Here is a 12,947-nt window from a genome sequence, read left to right on the forward strand (position 1 = left end):
GATTCCCCCAAATAATTAAAGATAAAAATCGAATTTCTCGTAATTCTTCAATAGCTCTTTCATCCGGTCACTGTCTTCCCCAAAGAAGAATAAGGTACCGTAATGGTTCCCAAAGCCGACGCGTTCCGCTACTTTAGAGGTCACAGGAATAAATAAATCGTGTTTTTCAAAATAAGAATCGGCCTTCAAATTATCCGGAACATTAAGTTTTTCAATCAGCCGGACACGCGGATAGACCATCAAACTTCCTGCATAGCCTTTAGCGGAAGTGACTTCTTCAGGGAAAAACGCTTCCAGTTCTTCAGCGGTAGTATCTGGATCGCTGCACAGTATTTGAGCCTGGAAAGCGTTAAAGCCATATGCTCTTTCGATCAAGTCGAAAATATGCCCTCCCGGTACCCGGGCTGCCACTTCCCCGAAGTTCAATGTGCCATCATGTGAAATGAAATATTCCGGATGAATTACACCGTAACTGATTTCAAATGAATCTACCAGTTTTTGGATTTCATTCAAAATTTGTGGACGATAAGCTTCCAGTGCCGGGGAAGCTGGTACGAAATTGGAATGGCCCAGCTTAACATACTCTGTAATATTGAGGAACTTTACTTGCCCATCGTGAATAAAAGCTTCGCATGAAAATTCCTGCCCGTCCAAATGGCTTTCCATTAAATAAGGAAATTCTTCTTCTATTTTTTCAATATCTGCCGCATCGCGGATGACCATATGGCCAACGGTTCCAGCTTTATTGAGCGGCTTAATATGGATCGGATCGTTTAAATCGCCTTCAATTTTGATCAGCGCATCATTCACGCGCTTTAAAAAGCGATGGATGTCATCTTTGGAATAAGCTTCTTCAAATACCCCTACTTTGATGCCCGACATTTGGGCTTTCCGTTTCATCAAACCTTTGTCCCGGAGCAAAAGCGAGCGGTTGAAAACTCGGGGGTCATCAAAAAAACGGGCATTCAGTGCTCCTGCCCATTCTACAGTTTCTTCATAAATTGGTACTGCCAGTTTGGTATCCATGTCATCCAAGATCTGGTAAAGCTCTTCTGACCCTTCATTGAGGCGGTCAAAATCCCAGCCCACAAAATTGATGTCGTTTTCTTTTGCAAATCCTTCAAAATCAGGTGGACCTACTACTACATATGGCCGGTCAAGCTTGTCAATCGCTTCAATCGCCGGCAGGCTCCATCCTAAAATTGCTGTTAGTTTCCCATCATTATTCGTCGCAGACATTGAATCTCTCCCTTTCCCTTTTGCACTTGCCTTAGCTATTCTACTATATTACCTAATGAAAGAATATTCAAACCTGAAAAAATATTGGTTTAATTCCCTTTACTTTGGGAATTTTAGTATAAAAGAAAGGAGAAGAATGCCGTGGAGCCATGGTTTCTGAGATTGAGAGAATATTTCCCTGCCAAAGAGATGAAATCGGAACAACATATGAAAACATTATTCGAGAAAAAATCGGACGCCTATAAATTGGATGAAAGCCAAAACCACACGCTGGTTTATTTTGAAAAACCGGATTTTTTATTTATTGATTATATACTGGTTAACAGTACTTCACGAGGAAGCGGGCTGGGCAGCAAAATAATCGAAAAAGTGAAAAATAAAAACAAGCCCATCGTCCTGGAAGTTGATCCGATTACGCCTGAAGATCCCGAATCCGCCAAACGGGTACGTTTTTACCAAAAGCAGAATTTCAGAAAAGCTCCATCAATCGAGTATGTACGGAAGCATCCGGTCACCGGTGAAAAAAGCGTCATGGATATTTTTTATTGGACACCTGCAGATACATCCGAAGAGTGGGTTTTGGAAAAGATGATGGAAGCCTACGAGGAAGTCCACGCTTTTGATAACGAAGCATTTTACGGAATCGAACCGCAGCCGGCCGCGCAGGTTTTGCAGCTGGCAGAAGCCCGGCGCCAACAGCAAGCGAAATAGAAAAGCCTGCATCGTTACTCGATGCAGGCTTCAGACTGTAGACAAAGTGTGCTTGAAATGAATAAGACGGTATAAATCCCAACCGGTCCGGCCACTTCGCTTTCCGTGGGCTCGGCTTCAGCCTCCTCGTCACTGGCGTTCCTGTGGGGTCTTCAGCTCGAGCTGGTCCCACAGGAGTCTCGTGGCCGGACCGGTTGGGGGTGTCGCGTGACTTCAAGGAATCCCTTCCAGCCAGGATGCCGCTTTTCACTTCACGCCAGGTTCCGCAGCGGAAACCGGCGAGGGCAAACACTGTGCTCCTGCATTGCACCTGCATCGCTGCGCTAGCTTCGGCGCGAGCCCGCGGAAAGCGTCCGGTTGAAGCGCAGGAACCGAAGAGAGAACCTTGTTTTTTTATATTTATTCACATGTTTTTTTGTCTACAAACTCAAGCCTGCATCGAAAATACTCGATGCAGGCTTTTCTATGCGTTTCATTTATGATTGGTTCCTACTTTGTTTAACTCGTTTCCAAGGAATTGAAGCTGCGACCCAATTGAGCAATTGCTAATGCAAAAACGATGAGCAGCCGTTTTCCCCTGCTCTTTGCGAATTTGTTTCCTAACAAAACATCCTTCACAATATGTTTCCATCATTTCATCAATTTCATTGATAATTGAAAGTTTGTTCAAACTGTCACCCCTTTAAATTGCCATTCGCTTATTTTACTACTTATTTGTCTTTTAATCCAACACTAGTTATACTATCAAAGGACAATTTCATCTGATCAGCGGTTCGTAAACTCCCGCTTTATCAAAACTAAGGAGGAAACTACTTGTTTAACGAGTATTTGGGCCTTGGCTTTGCCTTGGTCAATTTTATATTGCTGCTCATCATGTACAAATTTTTCGGGAAAGCCGGATTGTTTGCATGGGTAGCCCTTTCTACAATTTTAGCGAATATCCAAGTCACGAAGACCATTGAAATTATCGGATTGACGGCTACGCTTGGAAATAGTTTATATGCTTCGACTTTTCTCGCTACTGATATTTTAAATGAGAAATACGGTCAAAAAGAGGCGAAAAAAGCGGTTTGGCTCGGATTCTCATCTCTTTTGATCATGATTGTAGTGATGCAATTCGGCATGAAGTTCGTTCCGGCTGAAAGCGACTTTGCCAATGATTCGCTGCATACGATTTTCGGATTGATTCCGCAACTCGCAGTCGCCAGTATGCTGGCTTATCTCACCAGCCAGCATTTGGCCGTATATATATTCGCCGCCATTCGCAAAGTCTTTCCAAAAGATAGCCAGTTCTGGATCCGCAACAATGGCTCGACATTGATCAGCCAGCTGCTTGATACCTTTATCTTTACCAGTATCGCTTTTTACGGTGTTTATCCGTTTGATATTTGGTGGCAGATATTCATCTCGACTTATGTGCTGAAATTCATTGTTTCAGTCCTTGATACACCGTTTGGCTATATCGCCAAAGCTTTAAAACCAATTGACGAAAAGTAGGTGGGGATATGCTTGAAGTTTTTGTAGACGCTGCGACTGCTGGATCACCGAAAGTCAGCGCTGTCGGCGTATTTATCAGAGGCGAAGGCCACTCCATCAAATGGAGCGAATATGTCGGGGAAATGGATAACCATACCGCAGAGTTTACGGCACTGGTCAAAGGACTGGAGCTGGCGCGGGATTTGTCTACCCAAATGGTCTCCATCAAATCAGATTCCCAAGTGGCGGTTGAAGCTTTTGACAGAGGATTCATCAAAAACCCAAAGTTCAAACCGCTGCTGGAAGAAGCTCTCCGCCTGTCTGCTGAATTCGATTACTGTTTCATCAAATGGATTCCGGATTCCCAGAACCGGGCAGCGGACGATCTTGCCCGCACCAAACTGCGTGCCCATAAATAAATCCAGACTGCAGACTTGCTTGTTCAACTACAAGCGCCTGCAGTTTTTTTATCTGCTCGCCTCTCTTCTGTATTTCAAAGTCGCTGCAGACTGCGCTTTAAAAGTCTGGTAAACTAGAGACAGTTGAATCTTGGAGGTAAATCATGAAATCAAAACTTGGAACAGTGCTCGATATTTTCATTCTGTTGGTTGGGCCTTGGATTATCTATACGCGGGTGCTCGAAATCATGGAAAACGGTGCTTCAATTTATCCGGTCATTTCAATCATCATCATTACGCTGGCTGTCTTATTCTCGGTTTATAACCTGTATTTGGCAATATCAGCAAAACAGCAAGGCAATACGAAAAAATAGTTGAAAAGGTGATTCTTTTTGAAATCGGTTTTGTTTTACTTTGTTCCGCTGATTGTTTATGCAATGATCAACAATCTGGTTGAACGCTTGTATTGGCCATATTATGTAGCATTGCTTTTGGCATTCCTGGGCTTTCAGCTGGCGCGTTTGCGTTATCCCAAAGATGCCGTTCCGCCAATTGCGAAAATTACACAAGGCATCTTTTACATACTGACGGTCGCGTTCATTTTCCGGGATCAATACTTAAATCCGCTGATGATCAATGTTTTACTTGGCATTACGCTTGTCATCGCCATAGTTGAAATTATGCAATATAGAAGAAAACCATCAGCTTGATAACCGTTTCCGCATCGACTACAAATATTTAAAAAGTATAGTAAAAGGCTATGGATTCGTTGCTGAATTCACAGTCTTTTTTTATTGTCATTCCGCCGTGCATCATTGAACTGGCTATTATTAAAACGGCGGCAGAGAATTAGGGAATGACTGTCATTCCAACAGCGTACTGAGAGCCTAAAAGAATCTCCCTTTCCAAACAAAAATATTGTATGATTGGTAAAAAAAGGAGAGAGCGGCATGAAAAGGTGTTTTGTCGGAATTGGTGTCTTAGCTGCATTGGTTTTGGCAGGATGTACGGAGGAAAAAGCGGAAACGAAACCGGTGGAAATTGATGAAATTGAATTGGCAAAAGAAGATGCAGGTCTCACAAAAGAAGATGCAGGTCTCACATTGGACATTACGATTCCAGAAGCTGATGGACTGGATGAGTTCAACCAACATGCGGTAGAGCTCGGGAAAGAGCTGGAAGCGGCAGTCAGGAACTCCGAAACAGCCTACCTGGAGGAAAGTGCAGATGGTACTTTGCATGCTGACGGCCATATGGATTTTGCAGTTAAATTTTTGGATGAACAAACGGCCAGCGTATTGATTGAAGCTTATTTGTACGAAGCAGGCATGGCGCATGGCATAACTTATTTGGAACCTTTAAATTACGATTTGCGGACAGGCGCGGCTATTGAATTAGCCGACTTGTTCGAAGGGGACAACTACGTAGCTGACCTCAGTGAATTGGCGAAAGTGGAAATAGAGACCAGCGAAGTGAAAGATCAGCTGACCAAACCGTTTACGGAAATTAAAGAAAATCAAAAGTTCTACTTGATTCCGAATAACTTGGTATTGGTGTTCGACCAATACGAAATCACGGCAGGAGTTGCAGGTCCACAAAAGATACTTATTGCAAAGAGCGATTTGAAGAACTTGAAAGACTTGTATAATTGAAAATCGAAAATAAAATAGAAACTAAAAGCCGTCGGCATGACGGCTTTTTTATTTGCAGCTGTATTGGACTAAACTCCATTGCTAAATTGCCAATTCTTTAGCGATTGTTCAATCTTCCCTGAATCCACTCCCGTGTTTCATTGCTGTTTTTCAAAGCTCTTTTCGGTATGATATAAGCGCTCATCGCGCTATTATACAAGTAGAAACGCTCTTCATCTTCTTGCAAACTTAGAATGGCTGGCCAGGATGCTTTCTTTTCTTCCGTGGAGGAGGTCTGGATTATTCCTTCGTCTGATAAAGTCATTGTGTACTTCCCAATAATGCCTCCCGCTTTTCCTTCTCTCAGCATTTTTTTAACGTTCCGCATGACGCTGCTGTAAAAGAATTTCGGATAAAAGATGATCCACACCATACTAATAAGTAAAAAAGGAATTAGGAAAAACAAAAAAGGCGTATTGACGATCACCGAAAAAATATACGCCAGGAAAATATAAATTACCGGAACCAGGATTTGCTGCAATCGAAGCGAACGAGTTGCCGTTTTGGAATGCTTTACATGTTGAAGGTTGAAGCTTAGATAATCTTCTTCTGTTAAGTTGAATTCTATTTGCATATGGGGCTCCTTTCGCTTCAAAAATGAACGCTGCTGACTGGCAAGCTCTATCTCTGTAATATGGCTGCTAGCTTCATTTCGTAAAATACCAAACCAAGACCAGAACAATGGCGACGATGATCCAAGTAGCAATCCGGATTCTATTTCGCTTTTTGCGGATCTCTGCCTCTTCTTTTACGTCCTTCATTAATGACATATTTTTCACTCCCTGCTGTTTTGATACCTTTTACTGGCAAATTCTATTATGATGAAAAAAAGGAGGTTTTATTCGTGAAGAAGTTTTTATTTCCTTTACTATCCCTCGTTGTGCTTGCAGGCTGTAACGATGCACCCGCTAATCCCAAAGAAGCGACAGTCGCGACTGAAGCGATAGCCAGCGGCCTTGATATTCCCTGGTCCATCAATAAAATCAATGATGAATTTTATATCTCAGAACGTCCCGGAACAGTCGCCCATGTTGCCGCCGACGGGAAAGTGACGCACCAGCAGGTGGAGTTTTCAGATCCTTTATCTTCAGCAGCTGAAGCAGGATTTCTTGGATTTGTACTGGCGCATGATTTTGAGGAATCCAAACAAGCTTATGGCTATTATGTCTACGAACGCAATGGCCGTTCTTTTAATAAAATCGCCCGGTTCCAGCAGGATGGCGGCGCCTGGCAGGAAACGGACGTCTTATTGGAAGGCATTCCTACAGGCAACGTCCATCACGGCGGACGGCTCGAACTGGATAAAGACGGTGTCTTGTTCGCGACTGTCGGAGATGCATCCGAGCCTGAATTGGCACAGGATCTGGCTTCAGTAAACGGGAAAATTCTTCGGTTGAATGAATTTGATGAATTTGAAATCTACTCTCATGGCCATCGCAACCCGCAAGGAATCGCCTGGGCGGAAGATACGATGTACGCGTCCGAGCACGGCCAGTCTGCGAATGATGAAATAAATATTATTGAAGAAGGCAATAATTATGGTTGGCCGACAATTGAAGGCAACGCCTCAAAAGAAGGCATGGAATCTCCGTATTATACAACGGGCTCGGACGAAACCTGGGCACCAAGCGGCATCGCCATACATGATGGAATGCTTTATGTAGCAGCACTCCGCGGCACTGCCGTGAAAGTGATCGATTTAGAGACAGGCGACGTAGCCGATTCTTATGAAGGATTTGGCCGTGTCCGCGATGTTTTCTCAGACGGTGAAGATCTTTACTTCGTCACTAACAACACCGACGGCCGCGGGACCCCTAACGAAAACGACGATCAATTGTATCGTTTGAGCAAGGAATAGAAAGACGCCGAAATCGGCGTCTCAGACTGTAAACAAAGTCAAAGGTTGATGACTATGGTTGTATAAAACCAACCGGTCCGGCCACTTCGCTTTCCGTGGGCACGGCTTCAGCCTCCTCGTCACTTAGAAAACCCGGTGCTCCTGCATCGCTGCGCTAGCTTCGTCGCAAACGAATCGTGCAAGCACAATTCGCTTCCTGCGGGGTCTTCAGCTCGAGCTGGTCCCACAGGAGTCTTCGTGGCCGGTCCGGTTGGGCTTCACTTTGGAATCAAGGCAACAATGTCAACACGCCAGCAATTGCTCCTGGAGGATGCTTGGGATTCCAGCCTGTTCCAGGATCCGGAGCGCAAGGCGGCGAGGGCAAACACTGTGCTCCTGCATCGCTGCGCTAGCTTCGTCGCAAACGAATTGTGCAAAATTACTTTTGCACAATTCGCTTCCTGCGGGACAGCGAAGTGCCGAAATCCGCTCGGACGTCAGGCCGAGTTAGTTCGGCGCAAGCCCGCGGAAAGCGTCCGACTGGCGCGCAGGATCCGGCATCGCGCCAATAAAAGAGGGATGTTTATTCCGTTAGCGTGATAAATATATTTTTGTCTACAAGCTCAGACGCTGAAATCGGCGTCTTTTTCTAAAGAAATTTAACCATCAAATCTTCGTCGACATAGCCATTATCCGTTTTCATCGAACGGTATTCAGTCCCGTATTTTTCAAAGCCATATCGTTCATATAATTGAATCGCGCTATGATTGCTGCTGACGACCGTTAGATACAATTGCTCAATGCCACCGCATTCTTTTGCATATTCGACCAGCTCATCCATCAGCTGGCTGGCAATGCCTTTCCCTCTTGCTTTCGGGGTCACATAGACAGCCAGTACATTAGCCCGGTGTTTCAGCTTTTTTCCAGTCTCCCTCAAAAGCGTCACATTGCCAACCAGTTGCCCGTTTAAAAACGCTCCAAACGTCACAGCCGATTCAGCTGCCAAATTGTCTGCTGTTGCCTGGAGCGGTTTTAGCAAGGCATCTTCAAGAGTTGAGCTGAAGGCATCCGGGGATTGTCTTAAAGCTTCAATACGAAGTTCCCTGTATATGGCAGCATCTTTCGGATTTAGTTCACGAATATCCATTGGCGCATCTTCCTCTTTACTTGAATTCCATTTCGACTTTCCCTTTGCCGTTTTCAACATCAATCGTTGCATAGGCTCCGTTTACAAAAGTGATTTGAGGCGGAATATGGCCGAGGTCAATGTCGTAGGCAATAGGAACACCTAGTTCATCTGACAAATCCTCGTACATTTTCTCTACTGTATATCCGCTGATTTCCTGGTTCGCCGGACTTCTGCCAAAAACAATGCCGGAAATATGGTTAAACCATCCCGCATATTTCATTTGAGTCAATGACCGTTTTAAATCTGCTACGTTCATTTCACAGTTTTCTAAATACCATAAAACCGGTTCTCCTGGAATATGGCGTTCACGGAAACCGTCTACATCTCCATAAGGTGTTCCGATTAAATGGCGGATCACATCGATGCAGCCGCCTAGAAGACGCCCTTTGAATTGTTCCGCTTCCCCTGAAACGGTCTTCCATTCCGTGTCTTCTGTCAAATTAAAAATGACTGGAGTCGGATGATCATGATCCCATTCTTTTTGATACTTTTCGGATGATACTTGTGCGATGGATTCGCCTTGTTTTGTTTGAAGAACATCGAGCCATTTGGCTGTCGTATCATCTGATTCAGGGCCGCGAAGATCAACAAAATTAACGCCGTGTGCTGTCGCATATCCTGTGTTCAACGTAACAGCAAGCAATAGCATGCTGATATCCGAGTAACCTAAAATCCATTTCAATTCAATTTTTGAGAAATCGAGGAATTCCAGAACTTCCACGAGCAATTCCCCGCCCCAAGGAGGCATGACCAAATCAACCGATGGGTCGCTAAGCATTTTCATCAATTCTTCTGCACGGACTTCCGCCGGCGCGGATTTAGCTTCCTGCTGCGTCCACGGCGTGTCCCCTACCTGCAGTTTAAAGCCTCGCTCTTCTAAGCGCTCAATTGATTTTTTCAGTACCTCATGCATATCTGGTGCAACCCCGGAAGAAGGTGCGGTTACTCCAATCGTTTCATTCTTGCGGTCTGGATATCTGATCATCGTCATTCTCCTTTAATATTTGGCGTTATGTAAATGATACGAGTGCCAGAATTATTCCGCAAAGAATAACTCCACCCAGCAAAAACAAAAACGTTTGAGTTATAAAGTCCCAAAGCGCATTTGGTTTACGGTCTGATTTCATGTGGTCTAAGTGACCTACTCCAAGGGAAAGTCCTGAAGAATCAGCTTGTCCAGGGTATTCAGCCATCTTTTTTTGATTTCGGGAATGCATTTAAATCCTCCTTACATATGTATAAAATAAAATTAAAGATTAGTTACATTATACTAGAGTGCTTTTATATATAAAGAAAAAACTTCTGAAAATTAAAATTCGATTTATTTTTCATTTCGTCTGCCGCTTAAAGTGGCGCTGTCAGGGTATTTATCTGTAGGATCAAAATGTGAAGGAGATGTGCATATGAAAGTTTTAGTGGTGGGTGCCAATGGACAAGTCGGCCGCCATTTTGTCCAGCTGCTAGCCGATTCGAAAGAACATACCCCAAAAGCAATGATCCGCCATGAAGAACAAATCAGCTATTTCAACAGTCTTGGAGTGGAAACAGTTCTAACGAGCCTTGAAGGCAGTGTTGAAGAAATTGCTGCTGCTATGGAAGGCTGCGATGCCGTCGTCTTCACAGCAGGCAGCGGAGGCGCAACCGGAGCTGATAAAACTTTGCTGGTCGACTTGGACGGTGCAGCCAAAACCATCAAAGCGGCAGAACAAACCGGCACCGAACGATTCCTCATGGTGAGCGCCATCCATGCCGACCGCCGTGAAATGTGGGGCAAAGATATCGCACCGTATTATGTGGCAAAGCACCATGCCGATAATATCCTGCGGGCAAGCGGTCTCATTTATACGATTGTCCGGCCGGGCCGGCTGACGAACGATCCCGGGACTGGCCGGATATGGGCAACGGAAAACCTGGACTCTGGTCCAATTCCAAGAGAAGACGTCGCCAAGGTTCTGTTGCATTGCTTGGACAATGAGCATGTCTACAATAAAACTTTTGAAGTCATTTCCGGTGATGATGAAATTGAAGAAGCACTTGATCGTTTATAGGAGGCAATGCTTTCCACCTTTGATCTGGCCAGCAGAATAATTTTTATGATGGGCTAAAAAGCAATGCGGCATTTGAATATTGATTATTAAATGTAAAAAGGAACACGGTTCTTAGCGGGTTCCTTTTTTGGTTAATCCCAATAATTAAAGAGGATCTGTCCTACAGTCTCCGGTTTCCAATAAAAGATTTGTTCCCATTCAGCAGGATTTAATTCATTTTTTTGTGGTTTGTGTTTTATAAGTTCATTTAATTCATTGACAGTTAATACATCATAGAAGGGTTTAAATTCTTGGGAAAGCACAGGTTCATCTTTGAATTCAAGGTTCCCATCATCAACAATTGAAGCAAAGGCAATAAAAGGATAATGTTCATTCAATAAAACATAAAACTGATTGCCACGCATCTCCACATGTGCAGAATAAAAATTTGCCGGATATCGGGGCGAGTTGAATTCCAATATTCTACCGGCATTATTAGTTGCTACGCTGAAACACAATTGCTTAAACTGTTTCCCGTCTGTTTGAGGAGGTTTGTCGGCTTCAGAATTATAGAATCCAGTTACCCCATTTGGAAGTTTCATCCTGTTTCCTCCATTCCTAAGGAGTTTAAATTTTATAGAGGCAAAAAAGACGCCGCCAAACCTGAAGCGGTGCCGTCTTTTTTATAAGATGAAAATATAAATGATGCAAAGTCTCTATACAAAAGCATTTATTCCACTTCACGCCTGCTGTTGTGCATTTAAGTTCTTGACCCCCAGCACTGCCTGGAAAACAAACGCGATTGCACACAATACGATAGCCACATAGCCAAGAGTGTTGATTGGCTGGAGCAAAAACGTCCGCACTACAATCAGCAGCAGCATAGCCGCCAACGAAAAGTTAACGACATACGGCTTGTCGTAAAACTTCTTTAAAGAATACGCCGCAAATACAGCAGCGGCCACAATCAGCAAAGATAAAATAGTCCCCATAAAATTCCCTCATCCTTTTTTGTGCATTTTTTCTAGTTTAGCATTCTTGCTGACGATCCGATACCGACTTAATCATTCGGGAAGTTTGTCATACGCCATTTTTTTAATGATTTGTTCATGCTGGGGATATTGAGCGAGCAGCTCATTTTGAGTGAACAGTTCAAAATCAGCAAAATCAAAGCCCGGTGCCACCATGCAGCCGACCAAAGAAAAAGCCTCTTCTTTTTCTACTGAAGAGCCAAATATGCTGCCGCTTGGCACCAGTACCTGCGGTTTTTCACCATTTTTGATATCCAATCCCAGCTTTTCCACACGGTATCCGCCGTCCTTATCAAGGATATGGACTGACAGCGCACTGCCGGCATGGAAATACCAGAGCTCGTCAGACTTCAAGCGATGCAGATGGGAAACGTCATGCGAGCGCAGCAGAAAATAAATGCTTGTATAAAGCAGCCTTTCAGCCGGATGCGTCTCTGGAGAAATTAGTTGCTCCGACTCAAAAGCCCTTTTGTAGAAGCCGCCTTCCGGATGCGGCTCCATCCCTAAATGTTTGATCATATATTCTGCTTCCATCATTGATCCCTGCTTTCTTTTCCAATTGCAAATCCATCAAACACCCTGCCGCCATGCTTATTCAGAACAGCGTCTGTCAATTGGATGACCTCTTCTTTTTCAGCGGTCCGGTAATAGCTGTCAAAGGCTTCAATAAAACGGCCAGCGAATTCAGCGTCGTATCTTTTCAAGGCCCGCACCAGCCATTTTGACGTTCCGGTCCACTGCCGATTGATTCTCAGCACAAACTCACTCAGCTGTTCCGCTAAAGCATTGGCAATAAACAGTTCTTCTGCACGATTGCTGCAGCCTAAGAAGTCTTCCAGCACATCTGTTAGAAAATAACGTTTTTGCTCCGCTTCTTTTGCACTCCATTCCGCCGGACCTTTTTGCAGCAGCAACCGGGCTTCGTGTTTTATAGACTCTATCATCCTATTATCTTTTAAAACGATTCCTTCTGCCACCATATTCGGCAAAGAAGGGCGTCCCCTTTGACAGTCGCTATCAAAATATGCCTGATAAGAAGTTAAACTATGAACAAAAATTTCAACAGGCCAGCCATTTTCCATTACCGACTTTCTATAAGACGACATAATATTATTATAAAATACCACTAAATCTAAATCGGACGTCTCGGTCGCTTCTCCCCTTACGATACTGCCTGCCAATAATGCAGCTTCACAATCCGGAAATAACTGGGCAACCAGCTGCTTCGCTGTTGCCAACGCATTCTTATCCATTGCTTCAACTCCTTTGCCTAATTATGTTTTTCTGCTTATTGTTGAAACTTTCTCAATACTCATCTCGTATTCATTATATAGCAAATTTAAAACGC

19 protein-coding genes are annotated in these 12,947 nt (G+C 44.0%); 8 read left to right on the forward strand and 11 right to left on the reverse strand.

The window, feature by feature from the left end:
* Positions 1 to 15: 15 nt before the first annotated feature.
* Positions 16 to 1,239 (reverse strand): ATP-grasp domain-containing protein, encoded by a 1,224-nt coding sequence (locus QWY16_RS11715; RefSeq protein WP_300989403.1) that lies wholly within the window; start codon positions 1,237 to 1,239, stop codon positions 16 to 18.
* Positions 1,240 to 1,380: 141 nt separating this feature from the next.
* On the opposite strand from QWY16_RS11715, the gene QWY16_RS11720 reads away from it, so the two are divergent.
* On the forward strand, positions 1,381 to 1,950 hold the full coding sequence (locus tag QWY16_RS11720; protein ID WP_300989404.1) for an N-acetyltransferase: 570 nt from the start codon (positions 1,381 to 1,383) through the stop codon (positions 1,948 to 1,950).
* Positions 1,951 to 2,422: 472 nt separating this feature from the next.
* Here the strand turns inward: QWY16_RS11720 and QWY16_RS11725 are convergent, their stop codons facing one another.
* A complete protein-coding gene (locus QWY16_RS11725; RefSeq protein WP_300989405.1) occupies positions 2,423 to 2,620 on the reverse strand; it encodes a zinc-finger domain-containing protein in 198 nt (65 codons plus the stop codon).
* 143 nt (positions 2,621 to 2,763) lie between these two features.
* Here QWY16_RS11725 and QWY16_RS11730 point away from each other — a divergent pair, with 143 nt between their 5' ends.
* The 5 genes from QWY16_RS11730 to QWY16_RS11750 all read left to right on the forward strand — a co-directional run bounded on the left by QWY16_RS11730 (position 2,764) and on the right by QWY16_RS11750 (position 5,476).
* Positions 2,764 to 3,447 carry a queuosine precursor transporter gene (locus tag QWY16_RS11730; RefSeq protein WP_300989406.1) on the forward strand — a complete coding sequence of 228 codons (684 nt, stop codon included), beginning with the start codon at positions 2,764 to 2,766 and terminating at the stop codon, positions 3,445 to 3,447.
* A gap of 8 nt (positions 3,448 to 3,455) precedes the next feature.
* Positions 3,456 to 3,845 (forward strand): ribonuclease HI family protein, encoded by a 390-nt coding sequence (locus tag QWY16_RS11735; protein ID WP_300989407.1) that lies wholly within the window; start codon positions 3,456 to 3,458, stop codon positions 3,843 to 3,845.
* Positions 3,846 to 3,988: 143 nt separating this feature from the next.
* Complete coding sequence (locus tag QWY16_RS11740) at positions 3,989 to 4,198, forward strand: hypothetical protein (protein ID WP_300989408.1); 210 nt, start codon at positions 3,989 to 3,991, stop codon at positions 4,196 to 4,198.
* 18 nt (positions 4,199 to 4,216) lie between these two features.
* Positions 4,217 to 4,534, forward strand: a complete 318-nt coding sequence (locus QWY16_RS11745) for a hypothetical protein (protein WP_300989409.1) — start codon at positions 4,217 to 4,219, stop codon at positions 4,532 to 4,534.
* Between the two features lie 240 nt (positions 4,535 to 4,774).
* Positions 4,775 to 5,476 (forward strand): RsiV family protein, encoded by a 702-nt coding sequence (locus tag QWY16_RS11750; protein WP_300989410.1) that lies wholly within the window; start codon positions 4,775 to 4,777, stop codon positions 5,474 to 5,476.
* A 97-nt stretch (positions 5,477 to 5,573) separates the two neighbouring features.
* Here the strand turns inward: QWY16_RS11750 and QWY16_RS11755 are convergent, their stop codons facing one another.
* Positions 5,574 to 6,089, reverse strand: coding sequence for a YcxB family protein (locus QWY16_RS11755; protein ID WP_300989411.1), 516 nt, complete (start codon positions 6,087 to 6,089; stop codon positions 5,574 to 5,576).
* A gap of 73 nt (positions 6,090 to 6,162) precedes the next feature.
* Positions 6,163 to 6,285, reverse strand: coding sequence for a hypothetical protein (locus QWY16_RS11760; protein ID WP_300989412.1), 123 nt, complete (start codon positions 6,283 to 6,285; stop codon positions 6,163 to 6,165).
* 74 nt (positions 6,286 to 6,359) lie between these two features.
* On the opposite strand from QWY16_RS11760, the gene QWY16_RS11765 reads away from it, so the two are divergent.
* Positions 6,360 to 7,373, forward strand: a complete 1,014-nt coding sequence (locus QWY16_RS11765; protein ID WP_300989413.1) for a PQQ-dependent sugar dehydrogenase — start codon at positions 6,360 to 6,362, stop codon at positions 7,371 to 7,373.
* Between the two features lie 628 nt (positions 7,374 to 8,001).
* Here QWY16_RS11765 and QWY16_RS11770 read toward each other — a convergent pair.
* From QWY16_RS11770 to QWY16_RS11780, 3 genes are read right to left on the reverse strand one after another with little or no spacing between them, the layout of a single operon-like run.
* Complete coding sequence (locus QWY16_RS11770) at positions 8,002 to 8,499, reverse strand: GNAT family N-acetyltransferase (protein WP_300989414.1); 498 nt, start codon at positions 8,497 to 8,499, stop codon at positions 8,002 to 8,004.
* A gap of 16 nt (positions 8,500 to 8,515) precedes the next feature.
* The gene (locus QWY16_RS11775; RefSeq protein WP_300989415.1) at positions 8,516 to 9,526 is read right to left on the reverse strand and encodes a S66 family peptidase; all 1,011 of its coding nucleotides are present in this window, start codon (positions 9,524 to 9,526) and stop codon (positions 8,516 to 8,518) included.
* A 25-nt stretch (positions 9,527 to 9,551) separates the two neighbouring features.
* Entirely contained in the window at positions 9,552 to 9,758 is a 207-nt protein-coding gene (locus tag QWY16_RS11780; protein WP_300989416.1) for a hypothetical protein, read from the reverse strand.
* A 186-nt stretch (positions 9,759 to 9,944) separates the two neighbouring features.
* On the opposite strand from QWY16_RS11780, the gene QWY16_RS11785 reads away from it, so the two are divergent.
* Positions 9,945 to 10,589, forward strand: coding sequence for an SDR family oxidoreductase (locus QWY16_RS11785; protein ID WP_300989417.1), 645 nt, complete (start codon positions 9,945 to 9,947; stop codon positions 10,587 to 10,589).
* A gap of 131 nt (positions 10,590 to 10,720) precedes the next feature.
* Here the strand turns inward: QWY16_RS11785 and QWY16_RS11790 are convergent, their stop codons facing one another.
* From QWY16_RS11790 to QWY16_RS11805, 4 genes are all read right to left on the reverse strand, one after another.
* Positions 10,721 to 11,170, reverse strand: coding sequence for a hypothetical protein (locus QWY16_RS11790; RefSeq protein ID WP_300989418.1), 450 nt, complete (start codon positions 11,168 to 11,170; stop codon positions 10,721 to 10,723).
* Positions 11,171 to 11,308: 138 nt separating this feature from the next.
* Positions 11,309 to 11,560 carry a hypothetical protein gene (locus tag QWY16_RS11795; protein WP_300989419.1) on the reverse strand — a complete coding sequence of 84 codons (252 nt, stop codon included), beginning with the start codon at positions 11,558 to 11,560 and terminating at the stop codon, positions 11,309 to 11,311.
* Positions 11,561 to 11,632: 72 nt separating this feature from the next.
* Positions 11,633 to 12,133, reverse strand: coding sequence for a cupin domain-containing protein (locus QWY16_RS11800; RefSeq protein WP_436837185.1), 501 nt, complete (start codon positions 12,131 to 12,133; stop codon positions 11,633 to 11,635).
* On the reverse strand, positions 12,133 to 12,852 hold the full coding sequence (locus QWY16_RS11805; protein WP_300989421.1) for a nucleotidyltransferase domain-containing protein: 720 nt from the start codon (positions 12,850 to 12,852) through the stop codon (positions 12,133 to 12,135). Before QWY16_RS11805 ends, QWY16_RS11800 begins: the two co-directional genes overlap by 1 nt.
* Positions 12,853 to 12,947: the final 95 nt, after the last annotated feature.

The organism is Planococcus shenhongbingii (genome assembly GCF_030413635.1).
GTDB classification, from domain to species: Bacteria; Bacillota; Bacilli; order Bacillales_A; family Planococcaceae; genus Planococcus; species Planococcus shenhongbingii.